This is a genomic window from Mucilaginibacter pallidiroseus, from assembly GCF_007846085.1.
Lineage (GTDB): Bacteria > Bacteroidota > Bacteroidia > Sphingobacteriales > Sphingobacteriaceae > Mucilaginibacter > Mucilaginibacter pallidiroseus.
Window position 1 is genome coordinate 58952 of record NZ_VOEJ01000008.1, and the last position, 24365, is coordinate 83316.

At 43.2% G+C, this 24365-nt stretch carries 26 protein-coding genes; 24 read left to right on the top strand and 2 right to left on the bottom strand.

Annotated features, from left to right (window positions below; genetic code table 11):
- Positions 1-126: 126 nt before the first annotated feature.
- The 4 genes from FPZ43_RS15800 (at position 127) to FPZ43_RS15815 (ending at position 2871) form a co-directional block, all read left to right on the top strand.
- A complete protein-coding gene (locus FPZ43_RS15800) occupies positions 127-819 on the top strand; it encodes a S24 family peptidase (protein WP_146382904.1) in 693 nt (230 codons plus the stop codon).
- 1 nt (position 820) lies between these two features.
- Positions 821-1345: a GNAT family N-acetyltransferase gene (locus FPZ43_RS15805; protein WP_261381101.1), complete on the top strand. Its 525-nt coding sequence runs from the start codon at positions 821-823 to the stop codon at positions 1343-1345.
- A gap of 116 nt (positions 1346-1461) precedes the next feature.
- The gene (locus tag FPZ43_RS15810) at positions 1462-1725 is read left to right on the top strand and encodes a hypothetical protein (RefSeq protein ID WP_146382905.1); all 264 of its coding nucleotides are present in this window, start codon (positions 1462-1464) and stop codon (positions 1723-1725) included.
- 114 nt (positions 1726-1839) lie between these two features.
- Positions 1840-2871, top strand: coding sequence for an aldo/keto reductase (locus tag FPZ43_RS15815; protein ID WP_146382906.1), 1032 nt, complete (start codon positions 1840-1842; stop codon positions 2869-2871).
- A gap of 271 nt (positions 2872-3142) precedes the next feature.
- Here the strand turns inward: FPZ43_RS15815 and FPZ43_RS15820 are convergent, their stop codons facing one another.
- Both FPZ43_RS15820 and FPZ43_RS15825 read right to left on the bottom strand, forming a co-directional pair.
- Positions 3143-3847 carry a 3-keto-disaccharide hydrolase gene (locus FPZ43_RS15820; RefSeq protein ID WP_146382907.1) on the bottom strand — a complete coding sequence of 235 codons (705 nt, stop codon included), beginning with the start codon at positions 3845-3847 and terminating at the stop codon, positions 3143-3145.
- 7 nt (positions 3848-3854) lie between these two features.
- Complete coding sequence (locus tag FPZ43_RS15825; RefSeq protein ID WP_146382908.1) at positions 3855-5219, bottom strand: Gfo/Idh/MocA family protein; 1365 nt, start codon at positions 5217-5219, stop codon at positions 3855-3857.
- 237 nt (positions 5220-5456) lie between these two features.
- Between FPZ43_RS15825 and ubiE the strand changes: the two genes are divergently transcribed.
- The 20 genes from ubiE to FPZ43_RS15925 all read left to right on the top strand — a co-directional run bounded on the left by ubiE (position 5457) and on the right by FPZ43_RS15925 (position 24334).
- Entirely contained in the window at positions 5457-6185 is a 729-nt protein-coding gene (gene ubiE, locus FPZ43_RS15830; protein ID WP_146382909.1) for a bifunctional demethylmenaquinone methyltransferase/2-methoxy-6-polyprenyl-1,4-benzoquinol methylase UbiE, read from the top strand.
- Positions 6182-6919 carry a type IX secretion/gliding motility protein PorT/SprT gene (gene porT / locus FPZ43_RS15835; RefSeq protein ID WP_146382910.1) on the top strand — a complete coding sequence of 246 codons (738 nt, stop codon included), beginning with the start codon at positions 6182-6184 and terminating at the stop codon, positions 6917-6919. The genes ubiE and porT overlap by 4 nt, the downstream gene beginning before the upstream one ends.
- Before the next feature lie 100 nt (positions 6920-7019).
- Entirely contained in the window at positions 7020-7778 is a 759-nt protein-coding gene (locus FPZ43_RS15840) for an SDR family oxidoreductase (RefSeq protein WP_146382911.1), read from the top strand.
- A 55-nt stretch (positions 7779-7833) separates the two neighbouring features.
- A complete protein-coding gene (locus tag FPZ43_RS15845) occupies positions 7834-8283 on the top strand; it encodes a GatB/YqeY domain-containing protein (RefSeq protein WP_146382912.1) in 450 nt (149 codons plus the stop codon).
- A gap of 126 nt (positions 8284-8409) precedes the next feature.
- Complete coding sequence (locus FPZ43_RS15850; protein ID WP_146382913.1) at positions 8410-9171, top strand: alpha/beta fold hydrolase; 762 nt, start codon at positions 8410-8412, stop codon at positions 9169-9171.
- Positions 9172-9174: 3 nt separating this feature from the next.
- Complete coding sequence (locus FPZ43_RS15855; protein WP_146382914.1) at positions 9175-9837, top strand: CBS domain-containing protein; 663 nt, start codon at positions 9175-9177, stop codon at positions 9835-9837.
- Between the two features lie 87 nt (positions 9838-9924).
- Positions 9925-10806, top strand: a complete 882-nt coding sequence (locus tag FPZ43_RS15860; protein WP_146382915.1) for an NAD kinase — start codon at positions 9925-9927, stop codon at positions 10804-10806.
- Between the two features lie 9 nt (positions 10807-10815).
- Complete coding sequence (gene porG, locus FPZ43_RS15865) at positions 10816-11607, top strand: type IX secretion system protein PorG (protein WP_146382916.1); 792 nt, start codon at positions 10816-10818, stop codon at positions 11605-11607.
- 120 nt (positions 11608-11727) lie between these two features.
- Entirely contained in the window at positions 11728-12249 is a 522-nt protein-coding gene (locus FPZ43_RS15870) for an ExbD/TolR family protein (RefSeq protein ID WP_146382917.1), read from the top strand.
- 246 nt (positions 12250-12495) lie between these two features.
- The gene (locus tag FPZ43_RS15875; RefSeq protein WP_146382918.1) at positions 12496-13236 is read left to right on the top strand and encodes an isoprenyl transferase; all 741 of its coding nucleotides are present in this window, start codon (positions 12496-12498) and stop codon (positions 13234-13236) included.
- A gap of 63 nt (positions 13237-13299) precedes the next feature.
- Positions 13300-15855: an outer membrane protein assembly factor BamA gene (bamA, locus tag FPZ43_RS15880; RefSeq protein ID WP_146382919.1), complete on the top strand. Its 2556-nt coding sequence runs from the start codon at positions 13300-13302 to the stop codon at positions 15853-15855.
- An 18-nt stretch (positions 15856-15873) separates the two neighbouring features.
- Positions 15874-16404: an OmpH family outer membrane protein gene (locus FPZ43_RS15885; protein WP_146382920.1), complete on the top strand. Its 531-nt coding sequence runs from the start codon at positions 15874-15876 to the stop codon at positions 16402-16404.
- Positions 16405-16450: 46 nt separating this feature from the next.
- Positions 16451-16963 carry an OmpH family outer membrane protein gene (locus tag FPZ43_RS15890; RefSeq protein WP_146382921.1) on the top strand — a complete coding sequence of 171 codons (513 nt, stop codon included), beginning with the start codon at positions 16451-16453 and terminating at the stop codon, positions 16961-16963.
- A 62-nt stretch (positions 16964-17025) separates the two neighbouring features.
- Positions 17026-17865 (top strand): glutamate racemase, encoded by an 840-nt coding sequence (gene murI / locus FPZ43_RS15895; protein WP_146382922.1) that lies wholly within the window; start codon positions 17026-17028, stop codon positions 17863-17865.
- Between the two features lie 112 nt (positions 17866-17977).
- Positions 17978-19048 carry a complex I subunit 1/NuoH family protein gene (locus FPZ43_RS15900; protein WP_146382923.1) on the top strand — a complete coding sequence of 357 codons (1071 nt, stop codon included), beginning with the start codon at positions 17978-17980 and terminating at the stop codon, positions 19046-19048.
- A 184-nt stretch (positions 19049-19232) separates the two neighbouring features.
- Complete coding sequence (locus FPZ43_RS15905) at positions 19233-19826, top strand: NuoI/complex I 23 kDa subunit family protein (protein WP_146382924.1); 594 nt, start codon at positions 19233-19235, stop codon at positions 19824-19826.
- Positions 19823-20368, top strand: coding sequence for an NADH-quinone oxidoreductase subunit J family protein (locus tag FPZ43_RS15910; protein WP_146382925.1), 546 nt, complete (start codon positions 19823-19825; stop codon positions 20366-20368). The genes FPZ43_RS15905 and FPZ43_RS15910 overlap by 4 nt, the downstream gene beginning before the upstream one ends.
- Positions 20365-20670, top strand: a complete 306-nt coding sequence (nuoK, locus tag FPZ43_RS15915) for an NADH-quinone oxidoreductase subunit NuoK (protein ID WP_146382926.1) — start codon at positions 20365-20367, stop codon at positions 20668-20670. The genes FPZ43_RS15910 and nuoK overlap by 4 nt, the downstream gene beginning before the upstream one ends.
- The gene (locus tag FPZ43_RS15920) at positions 20667-22730 is read left to right on the top strand and encodes an NADH-quinone oxidoreductase subunit 5 family protein (RefSeq protein ID WP_261381102.1); all 2064 of its coding nucleotides are present in this window, start codon (positions 20667-20669) and stop codon (positions 22728-22730) included. Before nuoK ends, FPZ43_RS15920 begins: the two co-directional genes overlap by 4 nt.
- Positions 22730-24334: a complex I subunit 4 family protein gene (locus tag FPZ43_RS15925; RefSeq protein ID WP_146382927.1), complete on the top strand. Its 1605-nt coding sequence runs from the start codon at positions 22730-22732 to the stop codon at positions 24332-24334. Before FPZ43_RS15920 ends, FPZ43_RS15925 begins: the two co-directional genes overlap by 1 nt.
- The last annotated feature ends 31 nt before the right edge of the window (positions 24335-24365 follow it).

Below are 24365 nucleotides of genomic sequence, written 5' to 3' on the forward strand. Positions count from 1 at the left end.
CTTTAAACTTCTGTAGGTGTTATTTGTATATATTAATTATGTGTGTTAGATTAGCAACAATCAACGAAACAAATATACAGAAAAATCTTTAATTAAATAAAGAAAAATCTTTAAAATATTTTATCAATGGAAGACGTATCAAAATCAAACAAAATAAAAACGGTAAGGCCCGAAACACTCGAATTTATTATATTATATAACCAATTACGGGGACGCGCATTTAATAATAATTCCGAACTAGCAGAAGCACTAAACTTTAATTCGGCCAGTAGTATTACCGAGATTATTAAGAGCAGGCAGAATATTGACCCTGAAAAATTAAAGACGTTTAAAGAAAAATACAGTGATTTTTTAAATGCGCCAAAAGCCGCAGAAAAATCTGTATATCAACGTACGGAGGAAGGTATCCCTATGTACGAAATTATCGCTACGGCCTCGGGTGTTGAAGTTTATAATGACATTAATGATTCCCGCCCGGTTGGACGCATGAATTTTCCCGGTATTGAGGAATGCGACTTCGCATTGCCGGTATGGGGGCACTCTATGTATCCATATCTGGAAAACGGCTGCTGGGTGGCACTTAAGATTATAAACGACCGCAAAATACTCCCTGGCGAAGTGTATTATATTGAGTGGGGTGATTATCGTATGTACAAGCGCCTGCTGGCCAGTGATAATCCCGAAGAGGTGATTGCTCACTCTGATAACACTACAGAGATGGTTGGTAATCGTTTAAAGTATGCGCCGTTCCCAATCCGGATAGACGAGATAAAGAAGCTTTGCCTGGTAAAGGATATTCATAAAAAACATAATCATTAATATGGCCCACGATATTATAATCCGCGAGGCAAACCTGGCAGATGTGTCGGCCATTATGCAAATAGTTAAGGATGTGGTGCCCTTAATGCAGGCTGCCGGTAATTTCCAGTGGAGCGATGATTACCCCAATCCGGATGTTTTTGAAAGTGATATAGCACTCAATCAATTATGGGTGGTCGAGGATGATGGCAACGTTGTTGGTGTTGCCGCCATTACAACAGAGCAGTATGCCGAGTATGCGCAATTGGGTTGGGACATTAATGAAATAGCCATAGTTGTACACAGGCTGGCCGTTAGTCCGCATTTTCAAGGGAGGGGTATAGCTGCCGCACTGGTGGCCGAAGCCGATAGGGAAGCTGCAAGACGCGGCATTAAACTGTTGCGGGTTGATACCAATTCACAAAATAAGGCCATCCAGAAGTTGTTCCCTAAAATGGGCTATGACTTTGGAGGCGAAATTACACTGGAGTTTAGGCCCGGACTTAGCTTTTACTGTTATCAAAAGCGTTTGGACCCATCGGTGTGAAATGGCTGTGTAATTGCACTAAACGATACACAATCAGGCTGGTAGCTTTATAGTGTATGGGGTAGGGTTAACTTTGTAGACTATAGACGCTTAGTTTACCTATTACCAATTACACTATGAATGCAGCATTCCAATCGTTGGACATTAATCAACTTAGCGTAGGTAGTGTTTGGCAAAATATAGCATTCTATATAACCATACTTCTTGCTTGCGCTGTTATAGTTGTACAGCTAAACGCTAACAAAAAAATAGGCATGCGTGCTTTCTTTAAAACAATGTTCCGTGTAGTGGTTTTGCATTCCACGCAATTGATAATCTCCAAAGTCCGCGGGCAAGCATCAAAACTCGGTAAGGCCTTGCCCCATTCATATTTAAAGTAGGGGGCCTGTTAATAATGTTTTATGTTATTTCTGTGATATGTTTTTAAGCGGCTATACCCGAGATTTGAATTTATTGCTGCGAACTATTTGCAGATTAAAATAAACATATACACTATGGAATACAGACAATTGGGAGCATCGGGCCTGCATGTGCCCGTTTTAAGTTTTGGCACCGCAACCTTTGGCGGCCAGGGCGATTTCTTTAAAGCCTGGGGTAATACCCAGCTGGAGGATGCAAAAAAACTTGTACACTTATGCCTTGATGCGGGCGTAAATTTTTTTGATACAGCTAACGTTTACTCTAAAGGTGTATCTGAAGAAATCTTGGGCCAGGCACTCGAAGGTTTGCGTAACAGGGTGCTTGTATCTACAAAGGCAACTTTCAGGATGAGCGATGGAGAAAATGATTACGGTTCCTCGAGATTTCATCTTATTAATTCGGTAGAGGCAAGTTTGAAGCGACTTAACACCGACTATATTGATATTTTTCACTTACACGGTTTTGATGGCAATACACCGGTTGAAGAAACCCTGCGCACGTTAGATGATCTGATTAGTGCAGGTAAAATCCGTTACATTGCCTGCTCAAACTTTTCGGGTTGGCACCTGATGAAGTCACTGTCTGTTTCCGAGCGTTATGGTTGGGCGCGCTATGTTGCTCACCAGGCTTATTATTCACTGCTCGACAGGGAATTTGAATGGGAATTGATGCCATTGGGGATTGACCAAAAAGTGAGCACAATAGTTTGGAGCCCGCTGGCTTCGGGGCAATTAGGTGGTAAGTTCCGTCGCGGACAGCCGTTACCGCAGGATAACCGCCGCGCGCAGGGTGGCAGCCATGGCCCCGAAACGGATATGGAACGCCTTTACAATATAGTTGATGCTTTGGACGAGGTGGCCCAGGAAACAGGTAAATCTGTAGCCCAGGTATCTATCAACTGGTTGCTGCAGCGCCCAACTGTCGCCAATATTATTATAGGCGCACGCAATGAGGAGCAGCTTAAGCAAAACCTTGATGCAGTTGGCTGGAATTTGACTACCGAGCAAGTTAAAAAGCTTGATGCCGCCAGCGACAGGGACCCGATATATCCATACTGGCATCAACGCCAGGATACGGGCTTGAACCCATTGCCAAAATTTTATTAAAAAAGAAGGGGCTGCAATAATTGCAGCCCCTTCTTTTTTAAGTCTTAAGTCGATCTGGTTACCTAAGGGTTATTCTTAATAGAGAGTCATGTTGAGCATGACGAAACATTAGACGCTTTGTTAGGTCTTCGACAAGCTCAGACAGACTCTTGCATTAAATTTAAAGCATGTCATTGCGAGGAGCTTAGCGACGTGGTAATCTCATCGCGTTCAACAAGCGAGCGACGAGGTTGCAACGCTATCGCTCGCAATGAGATCCTGCTTTGATAGCTTACAATTGCTTTATCCTAATATCCTTAAAATATGCCTTGTGTCCATGGTCCTGCAGGGCAATGTGGCCGGTTTTGGTAATACCGTATTCGGGGTGTTCTTTCCATTTGCCTTCGGCTTTCTTTTTCTTCCAGTCAGCATCCCAGGCGGTAAACTCCAAAATCTTTTTGCCGTTAAGCCAATGCTCAACATGGCCATGGTTAAAAACAATTTTACTGGTGTTCCATTCGCCAACAGGTTTTAAAACTTTTTGCTTATTGGGGATGTGCATGGCATAGTCGGCACCGGTTTTTTGCCAGTCTTCTAAAACATCGGGTACCCAGTTTATATCATCTATAATCTGGTACTCGGGGCCGGTAGCATAACTGGCATCATACTTTTTATCTTCCACAACGTGATATAAAACACCGCTGTTGCTGCCTTTGTCAATCTTCCAGCTCCAGGTTAGTACAAAATTATCGTACTGCTTATCGGTAACTATATCGCCGCCTGTATCTGTACCGTGCACAGTGCCCAGGCAAACCAGGGCGCCATTTTCAATGGTCCAGTTTTTAACCTCACCGGTTTTGTTGAAGCCGTGCCAGCCGTTTAAGTTTTTACCGTTAAACAGGCTTACCCAACCGGCTTTTTTTGCCTGCGCAAAGCCCTGCGAACTCATAAAGGCCATCGCTGCTGCAAGCCCAAGTATCTTTAAGTGTTTTTTCATCTTGATATTATTTAGCTATGCGCATTTTCTCAGGATCCCAAAACATTGGCGTGTTTTTGTAATAGCTGTCGTTACATAGTAGGGCAGGGGCCGCTGCACGATAGCCGAATATGGCATCTTCGGCAACCTTGCCGTTTGTGCGTATGGCGGTAATCCAGTTGTTCATGTGATCATACGGGCCGCCTTTGTAACCTTTTTCTGCTTCGTAAGTAATTACCTCGGGTGGTAATATTTGCTTACGGCCACTGTCGCTTTGCCCCGCTTTACGCATCTTTTCAATATAAAACGGATCGTCGGATGCGATGACCTTGTTACGTTTTAGCGTAACACTATCCCAGGTAACATCCATAGATCCTTCGCTACCTACTAATTTTAAGTAGGTAGTGCCGCTTGTGCCGTCAACAAAGTTGCAGCGTAAGCTCAGGTTAAAAGCAGGATGGGCGGCTGTTTTGCCGTAATCAAACGTGCCTAATAAAACATCAGGTACTTCGCGGCCATCGTTCCAGTAGCGTAAACCGCCAGATGCATATATTTTGTTTGGCCCCATAGATTCGGTTATGTAATGCAGGCTGCTAAACAGATGCACAAACAAATCGCCGGCCATGCCGGTACCATAATCGGTATAATTGCGCCATCTGAAAAAGCGTTTCGAATCATACGGGCGCTTTTTAGTATTGCTGATGTAAGTTTCCCAATCTACCGTCTGGGTGGATGCATCTTCGGGAATAGGGTACTGCCAAACCTCGATAGGGGCGCGGCGCGCCCAAAAACCTTCGGCATAGTTAAGTTCGCCAATGGCGCCGGCTTTCAACAATTCATGCGCCTTCTCGTTTCCTAATGAAGATACGCCCTGGCTGCCCACCTGGAATATTTTTCCGGTTTCTTTTTGCGCCTTTATAACTGCAGGCCCCTCGGCAACCGAGTGTACCATCGGTTTTTCGCAATATACATGCTTGCCTGCATGCATGGCATCAACTGAAATCTGCTGGTGCCAATGATCGGGTGTGGCAATTATCACTGCATCAATATCTTTACGGTTAAGTATCTCTTTATAAACTTTGGTAGTAAAAATATCGTTACCCCAACGGGTTTTGGCATCCTTTAGGCGGCCATCGTAAAGGTCACATACGGCAACCATTTTTACGCCGGGTACCTGTAGGGCAACAATGGCATCCTGCACGCCCATGCCACCTGCACCAATCAGGGCAATGTTTACCTGGTCGTTTGGTCCAAATTGGTTATAATGCTGTTTAAGGTAATAAAAACTGCCTTTATTTTCGGCGGCTATTAAACTGCTACCTGCGCCAACGGCTGCTGCGGTAGTTGCAAGTTTTTTGAGGAACCCCCGGCGGGATGCTTCGTTCTCTTTCATGACGGGATGTTTTGTTTTGAGGTTTATTGATTGCTCAAGGTAAGGTTTTTAAATAAATTTAGGAAGCGGTTGAGCAGTGAGCAGTTATTAGTTTATTAGGTATTAGTTATCGAGGGGGGGGGTGAAAACCTGCAGCCATTATCATATGTTAAATCAACAGAATGACTGTTAACTAATAACTACTTACAACTACATACCCAGCACCAATTAAAACAAGTATATTTGCCGCACTATATCATGAGCAAAATTGTAACCCCATACCACGACAATAGCACCAAAAAAGAACAAGTTGCAGATATGTTTAATAACATATCAAAAACCTACGATTTTTTGAATCATTTCATGTCGTTAGGTATCGATATTATATGGCGTAAAATAGCTATCAACGAGCTTAAGCAGCTAAAACCCAAACGCATTTTGGATGTGGCCACAGGCACGGGCGATTTTGCCTTTGAAGCGCTCACCATCCTTAAACCCGAGAAGATCATCGGGGTAGATATTTCGCAGGGGATGCTTGATATAGCAGATCAAAAAATAGCTAAACGCGGCCTGGGCGACAAGTTTGAGGTAAAACTTGGCGACTCGGAAAAACTGCCTTTTGAGGACGCTGATTTCGACGCGGTAACGGTAGCCTTTGGTGCCCGCAATTTCGAGAATCTTGAAACAGGCCTGGCAGATATTTTCAGGGTGCTTAAACCAGGCGGCAAAGCGGTGGTGCTGGAGTTTTCTAAACCAAGAGTGTTCCCGGTAAAGCAACTGTATAATTTCTACTTTAAGTATATAACACCAGGCATAGGTAAGCTTTTCTCTAAGGACTCACGCGCATACAGTTATTTGCCCGAGTCTGTAGAGGCTTTTCCGGATGGCAAAAGCTTTGTTGCTTTAATGGATAAAGCCGGTTTTAAGAATACCAAAAATCGCCCGCTTACGTTTGGTATCTGTTCCATATATACAGGCATTAAATGATAAAATACCGGTACTTCATCATTTTATTATGGATGGGTTGCTGCAACTTTGCGTTTGCACAGCAATTTGTACCGGCATGGGGCGGCGGTGCCGACCAAACCGACCTTAGCTTTGGTTTCAGCTTTTCGTACGTAAACAATACCTACAAAATTGTTAAGACCCCCGGGTGGCGTGCCCCGTTTTTTGATGCCGAGAATAATATGTACGTTACCGACTCGCTAAACAGCATCAGCAGCAAATCAAAACCTGGCTTTGCGGTTGGCTTTTTAACCCGCTACCGCCTTACCGATCACCTGGAGATACGTGCCACACCGTCACTTGTTTTTTCTGACAAAGGCTTATCCTATAAGTATGTGGATGCTACGCAGGATGTGGATAAGCAGGTACAAACCACCACGCTCGATTTCCCTATCAGCCTCAAGCTAAAATCCGACAGGATATATAACTTTCGCGCTTACCTGCTTGGGGGTGTTAAATTTTCGGGAGCCATAGGTTCCAAAAAGGATGAGTCCAATATTGATCTTTTGGATAGGTCTGTTAAAAATGTACGTAGCTATACCTCGTACGAAGCAGGGTTTGGGTTTGATATTTATTTCGAGTATTTCAAGATGTCGCCCGAGGTTAAGATTACCAACACCTTTGGCAATATGCTGGTGCCCGAGAATCATCCCTTTTCATCGCCAATAAGCAAGCTGTCGTTACATACATTTATGTTTAGCCTTTACTTTGAGTAAAAGGGCTGTCATTTAAAGCGCGGGTTTTGATATTTCTAACGGCGATTTAACCGCCGCAACAAATAAAAAACATAATTTCGCTGCCGATAGTTAAATACCTATGGCTAAAATTGCATTGATTACAGGCGCAACTGCCGGCATTGGCGAAGCTTGCGCACATACATTTGCCCGCGAAGGTTATAACCTTATTTTAACCGGCCGCCGCATGGAAAGGCTGGAAGCCCTGGCGCAAACATTAAACGAAAAATATAATGTGGAGATAGCGGTATCATCATTTGATATACGCAGCCGCCAGCAGGTAGTTAAAAGCCTTGATGAACTGCCCGACAACTGGAAGAAGATTGATGTGCTGGTAAACAACGCCGGCCTTAGCCAGGGCCTTGACCCGGTAGACAAAGGCAATTTTGATGATTGGGATACCATGATTGATACCAACATTAAAGGCCTGCTTTACGTAAGCAAAATTGTTTCGGGCTGGATGATAACACATGGCAGTGGTCATATCATTAACCTTGGCTCGATAGCCGGTAAAGATGTTTACACCAATGGCAATGTTTATTGCGCTACCAAACATGCTGTTGACGCCTTAAATAAAGGTATGCGGCTTGACCTGTTGCCACATGGTATCAAAGTAACCGCCATACACCCCGGTGCTGTTGAAACCGAATTTTCTGAAGTGCGCTTTAAAGGTGATAAGGAACGGGCAAAAAAAGTTTACGAGGGCTTTGAGCCCTTGCTGGCTCAGGATATTGCCGAAACCATTTGGTTTGTGGCATCGCGCCCGGCACATGTAAACATTAATGATTTGCTGATAATGCCAACGGCACAGGCCAATGCATCAACCATATTTAGGAAATAGCGTTTTGGCGCTGCATCATACATAAATATACAATTACTAAATACAGACAATTACCATGTCACTCATCACAAAAATAGATCAGGATATTAAGCAGGCAATGCTTGCCAAACAAGCCGACCGCCTTCGCGGCCTGCGTGCAATAAAATCGGCCCTGTTACTGGCCAAAACAGAAAAAGGCGCATCAGAAGAACTTACCGAAGATGCGGAAATAAAAGTGCTGCAGAAACTGATTAAGCAACGCAAGGAAAGTGCCGACATTTACAAAGCCCAAAACCGCGAGGATTTGTACGAGATTGAAATGGCCGAAATGTATGTTATTGAGCCTTACCTGCCGCAGCAAATGAGCCGGTTTGAAATTGAAGGATACATACAGGAAGTGATAGAGCGCCTGGGTATTACATCTGTAAAAGAAATGGGCCGCGTTATGGGTGTTGCCAATAAAGAGCTGGCCGGCCGTGCCGATGGTAAAACAGTATCTGAGGTGGTAAAACAACTGCTTGGTTAATTTTATTGATAATTAATAGTTGCAACTGTAGCACAATAAACTAATTTTATACTCAACTTTACCAAGTTTTGTACCGTTAGTTAAATCGGTACAGATGCTTGGCAACCAATATTATACTTGTTATTTATGAGCTACGAGCTGAAAGAAGAAGGTGGTTTTAGTTATATAGACGAAGGTCAGGGCGAACCCCTATTGCTTCTGCACGGCTTAATGGGCGCTTTAAGCAACTGGGAAAAAGTGGTAGAGGAGTTTAGCCCTCATTACCGTGTAATACTACCCATGCTGCCCATTTATGATTTGCCTTTGCTTACCACTGGAGTGCGTGCCCTATCAAAATTCATACATAAGTTTATAAAACACAAAGGCCTTAAAAATGTGATATTGCTGGGTAATTCATTAGGGGGCCATGTGGGGCTTATTTACGTATTGGCTCATCCCGGTTATGTAAAGGCCTTGGTGCTTACCGGTAGCTCTGGTTTGTATGAAAATGCCTTTGGCGGTTCATTTCCGCGCCGCGAGAACTATGAGTTTGTTAAAAACAAGGTTGAATATACTTTTTACGACCCGGTAACCGCTACCAAAGAGCTTGTCGATGATGTTTTCCAAACCATTAACGACAGGAGTAAAGTAATACGCATATTGGCTATGGCTAAATCGGCCATAAGGCACAATATGAAAGACGAGCTGCGCAAGATAACCATGCCGGTTGCGTTAATATGGGGACGCGATGACAAAATCACCCCGCCGGAAGTGGCTGTGGAGTTTAACGAATTGCTGCCAAATGCCGAGTTGCACTGGATAGATAAATGCGGGCACGCACCAATGATGGAGCGCCCGGAAGAATTTAACCAGCACCTTGGCGCATTTTTAAATAAAATAAAAAAATAAAATATGCTTGCAGTTGAGCTTATAGCTGATGCGATACCGCCGGTACACACATCTGATAGTATACAGAAGGTGTTTGACCGTATGGCGGAGTTTCGTGTAAGGCATTTGCCAATTGTGAATGAAGAACAGTTTTTGGGCCTCCTGAGTGAGGACGACCTTATTGAGGAGCCTGATTACAGTGTTCAGGTTGGGTCGCTTGCTTTATCGCTTGTAAATCCATACGTATTGGAAGGGCAGCATATTTATGATGTTATCCGCCTGTTTTATGAGCAGCAGCTTAGCGTGGTTCCGGTACTCAACCACAAGAAAGACTACCTTGGCCTCATAAGCGTTAATGCCATGAATGACTATTTTGCGCAGCTTACCTCTGTAGCGCAGCCTGGTGGAATTATTGTGTTGGAGATAGACAACAAGAACAATTCGTTGGCGCACATGTCACAAATTGTTGAGTCGGACAATGCGCAGATCCTGAGCTCGTATATCCGCACCTTTCCCGACTCTACTCGCATGGAAGTAACGCTCAAATTGAATAAGCGCGATCTGTCAAACATCATCGCTACGTTTTTGCGGTACAACTACGATATTAAGGCTACCTTTAATAATACCGATCATGATGATGGCGCTATGGACAGGTTTGATTCATTTATGAATTACCTGAATTTGTAGCCGGGCCAGATGCAATCAAAGTAACAAAAGCAGCAATTAAATTAAACTGCTCTATTTAAAGTAAAGTTCGGATATTCGCCACAAGATATGAATATAGCAGTTTACGGCAGGCAGTTTAATGATGCATCGGTTTTTCCATTCATTCGCCAGGTGTTTGAAAATTTAGTGATGCACCAGGTAAATGTTTACCTGCATCCGCAATTTGCCGATACCTTAAAAGGGAATTTAGATACTGCGCCATACCATATTCTCGATAGTAACCAGCCCATAAAAGATTTTATCGATCTTTTTATAACCATAGGCGGCGATGGCACCATGCTTGACATGGTTACGCTTATACGCGATACCGGTGTACCCGTTATAGGTATTAATTTTGGTCGTCTTGGCTTTTTGGCGAGTATTAACCGCAATGATATAGCTGCCGCTATACATGCCGTAGTTAATAAGGAATATACCATTGATAGCCGCGAGCTGTTGGTTATCGACTCGGAACAAAACCTGTTTGGCGACAATAACTTTGCCCTTAATGATGTTACCATCCACAAGCGCGATGATGCAGCCATGATCACTACACACGTATCGCTTAATGGCGAGTTTTTAAACTCGTACTGGGGCGATGGTATCATCATATCTACCTCAACAGGTTCAACGGCCTACTCGTTAAGCTGCGGTGGTCCTATCATCTTCCCGCAATCAAACAGTATAGCTTTAACACCGGTTGCGCCGCACAACCTCAATGTGAGGCCTGTAATTTTACCGGATACCAGCGAGCTGTCTTTCGAGGTGGAGTGCAGAGGTACAAACTACATAGTGTCCTGCGACAGCCGTACTATTATTATTGACAAGAGCGTACCGTTTAAAGTTTACAAAGCCGATTTCAAGCTTAATTTAATACGCCTTAATAATGAAAGCTACTTATCAACGTTAAGGAAAAAGCTATTATGGGGACTGGACGCCCGTAATTATTAAAGCCAGCTTATGCCAAAACTGTTAACAGTTATTTTTTTACTCTTTATATCTGTTAAGGTTAGCGGCCAAACCTGGGAAGTTGGGGCCGCGCTGGGTGGCTTTGGCTACATGGGCGATCTGAATACCAACAACCCTGTTAAAATAAACCAACCTGCAGCCAGTGTATTTGGCAAATACAATTTTAACGGTTACATAGCCGCAAAACTAAGCTTCACGCTGGGCAATATTCGCGGGGCCGACAGCACATCAAACGATGAACAGGTACGTAACCGCAACTTGAGTTTTTATACCCCATTGCGCGAGTTGGCTTTGCTGGCCGAGTTTAACTTCATGAAATACATTCCCGAAGCCGGGAAAAACAAATATACGCCATACGTTTTTTTAGGAGCAGGCATTACATCTTACGCTCCACGCACCCGCGCAAACGGTAATGTTATAAGCTTAAGGCACTTACGTACCGAAGGGCAGGAAAACGAATACAGTACACGGACAGCAGTAATACCTTTTGGCGCAGGTTTCAAATATAACTTTACCGGCAAATGCACCATAGCTGCCGAGCTTGGTTACCGCTATACATTTACCGATTACCTTGACGATGTTAGCGGCGTGTATGCTGAAAGGAGCCGACTGCCACTACCACTATCTGTAGCTATGGCCGATAGGTCCGGAGAGCGTTTAGGATACAACATTGGCACGCCGGGATCGCAACGCGGCGACTTCCGCCCACGGGATATGTACCTTTTTGCAGGTTTTACCATCTCATATACTTTCGTTACATCTAAATGCTACTTCGATAATTAACCACATTTAATTCTATTAAAGATATTTTAAAAAAATATAATTTTGTTAAAGCGAAACTTAGTAATATATTTATCGTTATAAAGGTATAACAACATATCTATTAACCTAAATATTACTATCATGGCCGAATTAAATCAAACCCCGGAGAAAGCCGGCAGCAAAAGCCGCTCAAAAAAAGCCGCACTTCGTGTAGACCTGACTGCAATGGTTGATCTGGCTTTTTTACTCATTACGTTTTTTATTTTAACCACAACACTTTCCAAGCCACATGCTATGGATGTAGCCATGCCGGTAGGGGATGAGCAAGGCGGCGTGCCCGAGTCGCGCACGCTTACGGTTTGTTTAGGTAAGGATAATAAGGTAATGTATTACCTGGGCCTTGCTAATAAACCCCTTGTAGCAGCCAAGCTAACCAACTTTAAAAGAGATGGCCTGCGCAAAGCCATAGTTGACATACGCGAGCAAGTAAAAAAGGCAACCGGCAAAAGTATGATGGTGATGATAAAACCGGCAGATACATCTGTATATGAAAACCTGGTAAGCGCCCTTGATGAAATGACCATTGCCGGCGTGCAGCAATATGCCATTGCAGATATCGCCCCTAAAGATGTGAGCCTTTTAAAAGACAGGCAGGCTTATTAAGGCAAGCTTGAGCAAATAACAAAAGCGCCCTGCAGTTGCGGGGCGCTTTTGTTATTATGTTAAATGTAGTTAAAATGCCATTTATTTCTTTTCCTTTGCATACTAAAATAATACAAAGTAAGTTTTACCTTTGTTCCCTGAAAAAAACAGCATAAGTTATTGACGGCTTTGCTTAAAACGAGTTTTATTTTATCAAAGCAATGTACTTAGCAGCGCTATAAATTGCTGTTAAGCCCCCGCACAAAAATGAGTTATAAAGAGCAAATTGATTTGCAAAGATTGCCAAAACACGTAGCTATTATTATGGATGGCAACGGGCGTTGGGCAAAAGGGAAAGGCAAATTAAGGGTTTTTGGCCACCACAATGGTGTGCTGTCTGTACGTGATGTGGTTGAGGGCTCGGGCGAGTTAGGCATAGCCTACTTAACCCTTTATACCTTTAGTGCCGAAAACTGGAACCGCCCAAAATTTGAGGTGTCGGCCATAATGGAACTGCTTATAAGCACCATTAATAAAGAGATCAACACACTCATGAAAAACAATGTGCGTTTAAACGCCATTGGCGATCTGGCACAGCTTCCCGGTAAATGTTTTAAGGAACTCAACAATGCAATTGAGCGTACATCTGTAAATACAGGTTTAGTGCTAACACTTGCGCTTAGCTACAGCTCGCGTAATGAAATGGTACAGGCCGCAAAAAAGCTTGCGGAGAAAGTACAAAGCGGCCAGTTACAGCCCGCTGATATTAATGAACAGATGTTTGAAGATAATTTATATACAGGCGGTATGCCCAATCCCGAGCTTTTGATCAGGACGAGTGGCGAGTACCGCATAAGTAATTATTTGCTTTGGCAAATAGCTTATGCCGAACTGTATTTTACCGAAAAGCTATGGCCCGACTTTAGGCGCGAAGACCTTTACGAAGCCATTTTAGATTTCCAAAAACGCGAGCGCCGCTTTGGTATGACAAGCGAGCAGGTAAACTAAATTTTTCCTTTTAACACTTTTTAACAACTGTATAAATTATTTTTAGCCCACTAAAACATTCGGATGAATAGAGTTTTTATCGCTATACTGTTTTCTTTTATAAGCACTGCAGCCCTTGCCCAGGTTTCTGGTTTCCAGAGATCATCTCTTAGCAAACCCGTGGCTCAGGATACCACGCTTAGCTACCTTAACCCCAAAGAGTATATCATTGGCGACGTAACCATATCTGGTGCTAAGTATCTTGACAAGGATGTTTTACTGCAAATATCAAAGTTAAACAAGGGCGACAGGATTACCCTGCCGGGCGAGCAAAACGCAAACGTTGTTAAAGATCTTTACAAGCAGGGTTTGTTTGATGATGTGCAGTTCAATATCAAGCGCATTAATATGGATACTGTGTTTATTGAGCTTGCTGTTACCGAGCGCCCGCGTTTGTCGCGATTGAAAATGACAGGCATCCGCAAAGGCGAGATTGAAGACATCAATAAAAAGCTGGCTGATAAAACAGGCAAAATTGTTAACGAAAACTTACTGAGCACTACTACTGCTATAATTAAAAAGCACTTTAACGAGAAGGGTTACTTAAATACTACGGTAAACATTACCCAAACTAAGGATCCCGGCGACCCAAACAGCATCATCCTTGATGTAGCTATTGATAAAAAGCAAAAGGTAAAGATTAATAGCGTTGATTTTGAGGGTAATACAGCCTTTAGCGACAGCAAATTAAGGAAGTTTTTGAAAGATACCCGCGAGAAAAAGTTTTGGCACATATTCGGTTCCAAAAAATTTAAGCAGGAAAAATACGAGGAAGATAAGGTGTTGCTTGTGCAGAAAATGCAGGAGAAAGGATACCGTGATGCGCAGGTTGTAAGCGATACCGTAACGCCTCATGATGATAAAACCGTAGATGTAAAAATTAAGGTTTACGAGGGGCGTAAATATTACTTTGGTAATGTTAAGTTTTCGGGTAACGCAAGGTTCTCTACAGATTTCCTTACCCGCGTTTTACAAATTGAAAAAGGTGCGCCATTTAGCGAGGAAGAGTTAAATAAAAGGCTATCAGGCCCAACACCTGCTAATGATGACGTTTCTTCTTTTTATCTGAATGATGGTTACCTAACCTTCACGGCCGACCCGGTACAAACCCGCATTTATGGCGATACTATCGATTTGGACGTGCGCATTTACGAAGGCCCGCAATACACCATTAACCGTGTAATATTAAAAGGTAATGATGTAACCAACGATAAAGTGGTTATGCGTGAGATACGTACAAAACCCGGCCAGAAGTTTAACAAGGAGCTACTAATACGCAGTGCGCGTGAAATTGGCCAGTTGGGTAACTTTGACGAGCAAAAAACCGAACCAAGGCCTACAAATCTTAACCCTGCCGATGGTACTGTTGACTTGGTTTACAACGTAGTTGAAAAACCTTCAGACCAAATCGAGCTTTCGGGTGGTTTTGGTGGTGGCCAGTTGGTAGGTACGCTGGGTTTAACGTTCAACAACTTCTCGTTACGCAATATATTTAACCTTAAAGCCTACAAGCCATTGCCAAAAGGCGACGGTCAGAAACTGAGTTTACGTGGACAATCGAGTGGTCGTACTTATCAAAACTTCTCGTTTACGTTTTCTGAGCCATGGTTAGGTGGCAAAAAACCAATTTACTTTGCACTATCTGCTTATACACAAGGTAGCTCAACAGGGCAGTATTATCCAAAAACAAGCCCTTACTACAATAACCTGCGTATTAATGGTGTGGGTGTAACTTTGGGTAAACGTTTAAACTGGCCGGATAACTATTTCCAGTTAAACTACTCGCTAAACTTCGACCACTATAACCTTGATAACTATTCGGGCTACCTATTTAACAACGGTACTTCTTATAACATCAAATTAACGCAAGAGCTTAGTCGTAATTCTATTGATGTCCCTATTTATCCAACGTCTGGTTCAAACATCAAGTTAACTTTACAGGGTACGCCTCCATACTCATTGTTCAACAACATCAACTACGGTATAGCAACTCCTGAAGAGCGTTATCACTTTGTGGAGTACTACAAATGGAAATTTGATGCGCAGTGGTTCCAGCGTATAAGCGGTAAATTGGTTTTGATGACGCAAGCAAGGTTTGGTTACCTTGGTTCATATAACAAAAAAGTTGGTCAGTCGCCGTTTGAGCGTTTCAAATTAGGTGGTGACGGTATGCAAAGCTACCAGTTCCTGCAAGGTACAGATATCATCGGTTTACGTGGTTATGAAAACTTCTCTATCGTGCCGGAAGGGTCAAGGCTTACAGCTAATACCAACCAGGGTAATGCTATATATGACAAGTTTACAATGGAGCTAAGGCACCCGGTAATCGCAAGCCAGTCGGCAACTATATTTTTACTGGCATTTGCGGAAGGCGGTAACGTTTGGGACAATATGAACCAATTTAATCCGTTCAACGTAAGGCGTTCGGTTGGTTTTGGTGCCAGGATATTTTTACCGATATTTGGTTTACTTGGTCTTGACTATGGTTACGGTTTCGACAGGTTGCCAAACCAGATCGGTGCAAATGGTGGCCACTTCCATTTTACAATTTCACAGAGTTTAAGTGGCGGATTTAATTAAATTTGCACAACAGAATTTATGAAGAAGATAATTTTATCAATTTGTTTCACGTTTATTGCATTTACTGCTGCCTTTGCGCAGCGTTTTGCATATGTAGACTCGGACTATATTTTGAAACACATGCCGGAGTATGCTTCCTCACAAAAGCAGCTTGCGTCGCTATCGCAACAATGGCAAAAAGATGTTGACGCTCGTTTCCAGGAGATTGACCGTTTGTACAAAGCTTACCAGGCCGATCAGGTACTGATGACAGCTGATATGCGTAAACGTCGTGAAACCGAGATTGTGGACAAAGAAAAGGCTGCTAAAGATTATCAGCGCCAGATTTTTGGCCCGGAAGGAGATTTGGCAAAACGCAGCAACGCACTGATTAAACCTATTCAGGAAAAAGTGTCTAAAGCTGTACAAGCCGTTGCCGAAAGCGAAAACCTCGACATGATTTTTGACAAAAACAGCGAAGTGATTATGCTTTATGCTAATCCCCGCTATGACAAAAGCAGCGAGGTGATCACAAGATTGGGTTTAAAGCCGGGCGTGCTTGCCAAGTAATTTAAAATTGAAATAGAACTATAAAATAAACACCAGAACAGTAAAAATGAAAAAACTATTTAAAGTTGCTTTAGTTGCAGCGGGATTGTTATTTGCAGGCAACTTTGCACAGGCTCAGTCTAAAATCGGACACATCAATTTTGAGCAGGTATTGAGTTTGATGCCTGAGTCAAAAACTTTATCGACTCAGCTTGATGTATATAAAAAGCAGTTTATCGACGAGCTTACTACAATGAATAACGAGTTGCAGACAAAAAGCGCCGATTACCAAAAAGCGAGAGCAAGCATGACAGATGCTGTGCGTACATCTAAAGAAACCGAATTACAGGATCTAAGCAAACGTTTCCAGGATTACCAAACCAGCGCTCAGCAAAAAGTTGAAGCTAAAGGTAACGAGTTAACAAAACCATTGGTTGACAGGGCTCGTGCTGCCATCGTAGCAGTAGCTAAAGAAAAAGGTTATGCTTATGTATTAAACTCATCACAAACAGATCTTATCGTATCGCCTCCGGCTGATGATATGCTTGCTGCAGTGAAATTGAAATTGGGTTTAAAATAATCTGAAAGTATTAATTAATCACAAAGCGCCCTTTTACAGGGCGCTTTTTTTATTTTTGGTACATGGCAAGTCTTGGTCCTATTGGTGTATTTGATTCGGGCATTGGCGGGTTAACGGTTTTCCGATCCATAGTTGAACAGCTACCCGGGTACGATTATATTTATTTAGGCGACAATGGCCGCGCGCCATACGGTAACCGGTCGTTCAATACCATTCACCAATATACCTGGGAGTGCGTGCAATGGATGTTTAAGCAAGGCTGCCCGCTGGTGATATTAGCGTGCAATACAGCATCGGCCAAGGCACTCCGTACCATTCAGCAGCAGGATCTTCCATTACACCATCCAGATAAAAGGGTGTTAGGTGTGATAAGGCCTACAGCCGAGGTTATAGGGAATTATACACAATCGAAAAACATCGGCATATTGGGTACCAGGGGCACTGTGCAATCCGGATCATATCAATTAGAGATAGAACATTTTTATCCGGACTTGAACGTTTACCAGCAGGCCTGCCCATTATGGGTACCGCTGATAGAGAACGGGGAATATAACAAGCCAGGTGCCGACCATTATGTTAAACAATACCTTGGCGAGTTGATGGCCCAGGCAAACGGAATAGATACCATTTTGCTTGCTTGTACGCATTATCCGCTATTGTATGATAAGATAAAAGCACACCTGCCGGCAAATGTTAATGTAGTTGCGCAGGGTGATATAGTTGCCGAGAGCCTGGTTGATTATCTGAAGCGCCACCCAGAAATGGAACAGCGCCTCGCCAAAGGCGGACACAGAAAGTTTTATACCACCATTGATGACACCGCAGATTTTGACCACCACGCATCACAATTTTTCGGGGAAACCGTAACGAGCCAATCGGTTGATGTTAATGAAGGCTGTTAGTATTTTATATGAGTTGATGTAGAACTATTCTAAATAATCCTTAAAAAACAACTACCAAAACGGTCAACAATTGCTGCGCATTTGTTAAGTTTGCAGCCTAAGCAAAAGCCGTTTGAACTTTTACGTTACATATATAATTATTGCATTAGGCCTGTTTGCTTTTGTGGGGGTGTTCACGCTGTTCGGCGTTTGGTCCGAACGTAAAATAAGTGCCTTTATCCAAAACCGACTAGGTCCTACAGAAACGGGCAAGTTTGGCTCTTTACAAACACTGGCAGATATTGTTAAGCTTTTGCAAAAAGAACTTATCATTCCTGCTGCTGCAGATAAGATATTATTTATGATGGCTCCGGCCATTATTTTTGTTGCGGTGTACCTCGGTTTTGCAGCGTTACCCTGGGCTCCGGGGCTTATTCCGTCAAACATCAATCTTGGGCTGTATTACATATTTGCCATTATTTCGATAGAAACGCTGGGCATATTAATGGCCGGTTGGGGTTCAAACAATAAGTATTCTATATTAGGTGCCATGCGTTCAGCAGCGCAAATCATTTCTTATGAAATCCCTGCGGGTTTTGCATTGATAGCTGCTGTTATGATAACGCATACCTTAAATTTGCAGGAGGTATCTTTACAGCAAGGCACCTTATCGCATGAAGGGGTTAAGTTTTTAGGGGTTTGGGATGTAAGTAAAATAGGTGGCCTAACTGCCTGGAATATTTTCAGGGCACCGCATTTAATTATCGCTTTCGTTATTTATTTTATTGCCTCATTAGCCGAGAGTAACCGTGCCCCGTTTGATATCCCAGAGGCGGAATCTGAATTAGTTGCTGGTTTCCATACCGAGTTTACGGGGGCGCAGTTTGCACTGGTATTCCTGGCCGAATACTCGATGATGTTCTTGGTATCAATGGTTGGGGTAATATTGTTTTTGGGCGCATGGAATACGCCGTTGCCAAACATTGGTACAGTAAAATTGGCCGACTGGACAACCGGAAACGTTTGGGGCGTAATTTGGATATTGTTAAAAGCATTGGGCCTTGTAGGTGTGCAAATGTGGATCCGCTGGACACTGCCACGCCTGCGGGTTGATCAATTGATGAACCTTTGCTGGAAAGTGCTTACCCCGCTGGCATTTATTTGTATGCTGATATCCGGCGTGTGGAGGCTTTGGTTAATGTAGTAAATGATTTTAGATTCAAGATGTAAGGTGTTAGATTCAAGATGTGAGAATCAAGAAAAAATAAAAAAGATCAAGTTACCAGTGGAGATAAAGAAACATCGCATCAATTAAGAATATAATAATCCAGAGAATCAGAAAAATCTGTTTAATCCCAGTTAAATCGGTGTAATCACAAAAAATAAAAATGTTTAAAAACGCACTCAACGGACTAACAACTGCATGGAAAGGGCTTACGCTTACCCTAAAGCACCTTGTTACGGGGAATGCAAAGCGTGATGTAATTGCCATTACCGATGATAATTACTTTAAACGCCAGGAAAATACCAATACCATACAATACCCAAAACAAGCGTTGCCGGTACCCGAAGTGGGCCGCTATCAATTGGATGTAGAAATTGACGACTGTATTGTGTGCGATCTTTGCGCCAAAGTTTGCCCGGTTGATTGTATCACTATCGAGTCGATAAAATCTACAGAGGGTGTGATAGGCCAAACGTCGGACGGGTCAAAAAAAATGCTTTACGCAGCACAGTTTGATATTGATATGGCTAAGTGTATGTACTGTGGCTTGTGTACCATAGTATGCCCTACAGAGTGCATTACCATGACCAACCAGTATGACCGTACCGTTTTCCAGCTTGCCGATTTAAACTACGAGTTTTCGGACATGTCGCCGGAGCAGGCTGCCGAAAAGCGCACGCTGCTTGAAAAGCAAAATGCCGAAAAACAGGCGGCAAAGCAAGCTGCCTTAAAAGCAAAGCAGGAGGGCGATAAATGAGCATGATGCAGGCGCTGTTTTACCTGATGGCTTTTATTACACTTGGGTCGGCTTTGGTAGTGGCGGTCGCTAAAAACCTGGTACGCTCGATATTTATGTTCTTCGTAACATTGTTTGGTCTTGCGGGCCTGTATGTGCTTGCCCTTGCCGATTTTGTTGCCGTAACCCAGATAGTGATTTACGTTGGCGGCATATTGGTGCTTATACTGTTTGCCTTTATGTTGTCAGGTAAAGAGACACTGGCCATTGCGCAACAGCAAACCAACCGCTTTATAAGCTTAAATAACCTGCCGTCGGTATTGTTAGCCGGATTATTTTTGGTTGTCATTATCAACGTAATTTTTAAGGCAGATGTAAACAACCTGCCCTGGATAAAGGCAGCTATTACAAGCCAGGTAAAAGTGAGCGATGCCAATATCAATAACATTGGCATTAATTTAATGACACGCTACCTGCTGCCTTTTGAGGCCATATCGGTATTGCTGATGCTTGCCCTTGTAGGCGCTGCGCATATATCACGTAAAGAGGAGGGCAGTATATGATAACCCTTACCGATTTTATGCTGGTGAGCGCTGCATTGTTTTGCCTTGGGTTATTTGTGGTAGTATCAAAAAAGAATGCCATACAGGTTTTGATAGGGATAGAGCTTATGCTGAATGCTGCTATTTTAAACCTGGTGGCCTTTGGTAAGTACGACCGCGTAAATAACGGCGGGCAAATGTTTGCCTTGTTTGCTATTATACTTGCCGCGGCAACAACCGCCGTGGCGCTGGCAATCATATTAAACGTTTATCGCCAGTACAAAACCATCGATCCGGATAAAATTAACAGGTTAAAAGATTGACAGCTACTGTAGCAAATATTGATAATTCGCAAATAGTGACCCTTGTTTTAACAGCGGTTACCTTGCCTTTTGTTGCCTTTTTAATCAACTTCCTGCTATTGCAAAAAAGTAAAGTGTCTGGCTGGGTATCAACCGCGGCAATTTTATGTAGTGCAATATTAGCTGTAAAAATATTAATAGCGTTATGGAACCAAAAACCTATCACGGCCCAGTTTGCTTGGTTCCAGATAGGCATTACCCGTTACTATGCAGGTATCTGGCTTAACAACCTGTCTGTACTAATGCTGGCGCTGGTACCACTTATTGCGCTGCCGGTTCATATTTATTCAACCGCTTATATGAAGCATGATAGCGGTTATGGGCGCTATTTTACCTACCTCAGTTTATTTTGTTTCAGCATGATGGCGTTAGTTGTAATGCGGAGCATGTTGTTGATGTATGCGTTTTGGGAACTTGTTGGTTTTTCGTCGTACCTGCTTATTGGTTTTTGGTACACAAGGGAAAGTGCGGCTGCGGCTAATAAGAAAGCGTTTATAATGAACCGCATCGGTGATATTGGCTTGCTTGTAGCTATCATGATTATTTATGCCATGTTTCACACTTTTAACATGGATCGCATTTTTGGCGAAGCAGGCCTCATACGAAAGAGCAGTATTAACGGGCTGGTGTGGACTACGCTTTTTGAGCATATGTCGGCCTATTGGCAATATGTTGCAGCAGCCGGCCTTTTTTTGGCAGTTGCAGCAAAATCGGCCCAGTTTCCTCTGCATACCTGGTTACCCGACGCTATGGAAGGGCCAACATCCGTTTCGGCATTGATACACGCTGCTACAATGGTGGCCGCAGGCGTCTTCTTATTGGGCAGATTTCTGCCGTTTTTCAACGGGACAGAGTTGCACATATTAGCCATAGTAGGATGTTTGACCGCATTCATGGCAGCAACTATAGCGCTAACCCAAAATGATTTGAAGCGGATATTAGCCTATTCAACCATTTCACAGTTAGGGTACATGGTTATGGGTATAGGTATTGAAGCATATCCATCGGCGTTGATGCATCTTGTAACCCATGCGTTTTTTAAATGCCTTCTGTTTTTGGTTGCGGGTATTGTTATCCATGAAATGAAGCATATCAAGGAAGAGAATAACCTTGATATTGATCCGCAGGATATCAGGCACATGGGAGGCCTGCGTAAAAAGCTGCCGTTAACATTTCTGGTAACCATTATTGGCGCTTTGGCACTAATTGGTTTGCCGCTTACATCAGGATACCTATCTAAAGACGGCATATTAATACACAGTTTTGAATGGTCTGAAGACAATGTTAACCGGTTTGCCTTCGTACCCGTTATGGCGGTAATAACTACATGGATCACGGCTTTTTATGTAACCCGTATGGTTGTTAAAGTTTTCTTCGGCGAGTTGCAGCTTCTTAAATCAAATCCGGCATTAAGCCTGCATCTAACAGACGGCGGCTTGTTGTATAAGTTACCGCTTATCTTTTTAGCACTTTGCAGCTTGTTTCCACTGTTTTCATTTAACCCGTTGTCTTACGAGCACTCCTGGTTATTTAATGGCCTCGCATCTAATTTCTTGGTTCAGAAGAATAACTATCATTTGTTTGTGCCTATAATTGTAGGTTTGGGAAGCGTAACCACTATGTACATGGCTTATTTAAGTTACGGCAAGCATAAATGGGCATTTCCGCAAGGTGGCTTTTTCAACCGGCTATCATCTAATGAATGGTACATCGATGCATTTTACAGCCGTGTTGTTGTAAAGGGCGTACTGGCGTTTAGCTGTGCGCTTTATTGGTTCGATAAAAATATTGTTGATGGCCTGGTACACCTGCTTGAGCGCATCGGACTGTTCTTATCGCGGGTGTCGGCTTGGTTTGACAAGTATATTGTTGACGGCCTGCTGCACACGGTTGCCGCTATTGTTGAAGCCATAGGCAATTTTGCGCGAAGGTTTCAAAATGGTAAGGTGCAATATTATTTGTATAGTATGCTGCTGGCCGTTGTAATTGTGTTCGTTTTAAAATTATTGATCTGGTCCTGATGAATATATTAACCCTGCTTATTTTTATACCTGTAGTGTTCGGGCTCATCATATTGGTGCTACCATCATCATTGCGGGTAACATTTAAATATATCACGCTGCTTGCAACTTTTGTACAGCTTTGCCTGGGTATAAAAATGTATTTGGACTTTAAAACAGGGCCATCGTTTGCAGGTATCAGCAACATTAATCAATACCAATTTGTACAGAAACTGCCATGGATCAACCTCGACCTTGGGGGTGCCGGCAAACTGCAGATAGAATATTTTATCGGGGTCGATGGTATGTCTATCCTATTGCTTGTGATGACTACCCTGGTAATGGTTGTTGCCGCTGTAGCATCATGGGAAATCAAGAGCAATCTCAAAGGTTTTTTTGCCTTGTTCCTGTTGTTGGACATGGCCGTTATAGGTGTATTTTGCGCGCTGGACTTTTTCTTATTCTATACTTTTTACGAGTTGATGCTGCTGCCTTTATACTTTCTGATAGGTATGTGGGGAGGCGTAAGGCGCGAGTATGCGGCCATTAAATTTTTCTTGTACACCTTATTCGGTTCGGTATTTATGCTGCTGGTAATGGTGGGCCTCTACATGTCTGTAAAGGACCCGGTAACAGGCAGCCACACGTTCAACATCATTTATATGATGAACCCTAAAAATTACATTGATGGGTCGGTGTTTTCGGTATTGGCAAACGGCAGTATTTTAGGGATGCCCGCCCGTACTGTGGGTTTCGTAGTGCTTTTTATTGCTTTTGCTATAAAGGTGCCGGTTGTGCCATTGCACACCTGGCTGCCCGACGCACACGTTGAGGCACCTACACCGGTTTCTATTATACTGGCGGGTGTGTTGCTTAAAATAGGTGGTTACGGTATTATCCGTATTTGCATGGGCATTTTCCCTGAGGTGGCACATAACCAGGCTTTTTGGCTGGGCCTGCTTGGGGTAGTATCAATACTATACGGCGCATTCAACGCGTTGGCCCAGCGCGACCTTAAGCGAATGATCGCCTACTCGTCTGTATCCCACATGGGGTTTGTATTATTGGGTATTGCCTCCAGTACAACAGAAGGCATTAGCGGAGCCATGATGCAGATGGTCAGCCACGGTTTCCTGTCAACCATGTTGTTCTTCCTGGTTGGTGTGATATACGGCCGCGTGCACGACAGAGATATTTATAATTTTCGTGGACTGGCCAGTCTGATGCCCCGCTATACGGTTTATGTAATGGTAGCGTTTTTTGCGTCGTTGGGCTTGCCAGGCTTTTCGGCTTTTGTGGCCGAGGCTTTTTCATTGATAGGTGCATTCAAGTCACAAACGGTAAACGGCCTGTTACCACAGTGGATGGCTGTTTGCGGGTCTATAGGCATACTGCTGAGTGCCTCTTACTTTTTATGGACTTTGCAACGCATGTTTTTCGGACAGATGTCTTTAAAAGGCGGCGAGTTTTGGAAGATAGCGCTAACTGATCTCAACATCCGCGAAACCGCAACACTATTGCCATTAGCCCTTATTGCTTTGTTATTGGGTGTGATGCCATCACTGGTTTTTGATAAGCTGAACGAATCTGTTCTGGCTATGGTAAGTTTTTTAAGCGGGAAATAATTTATGCAGCCTTATGGAATATTGTAATACG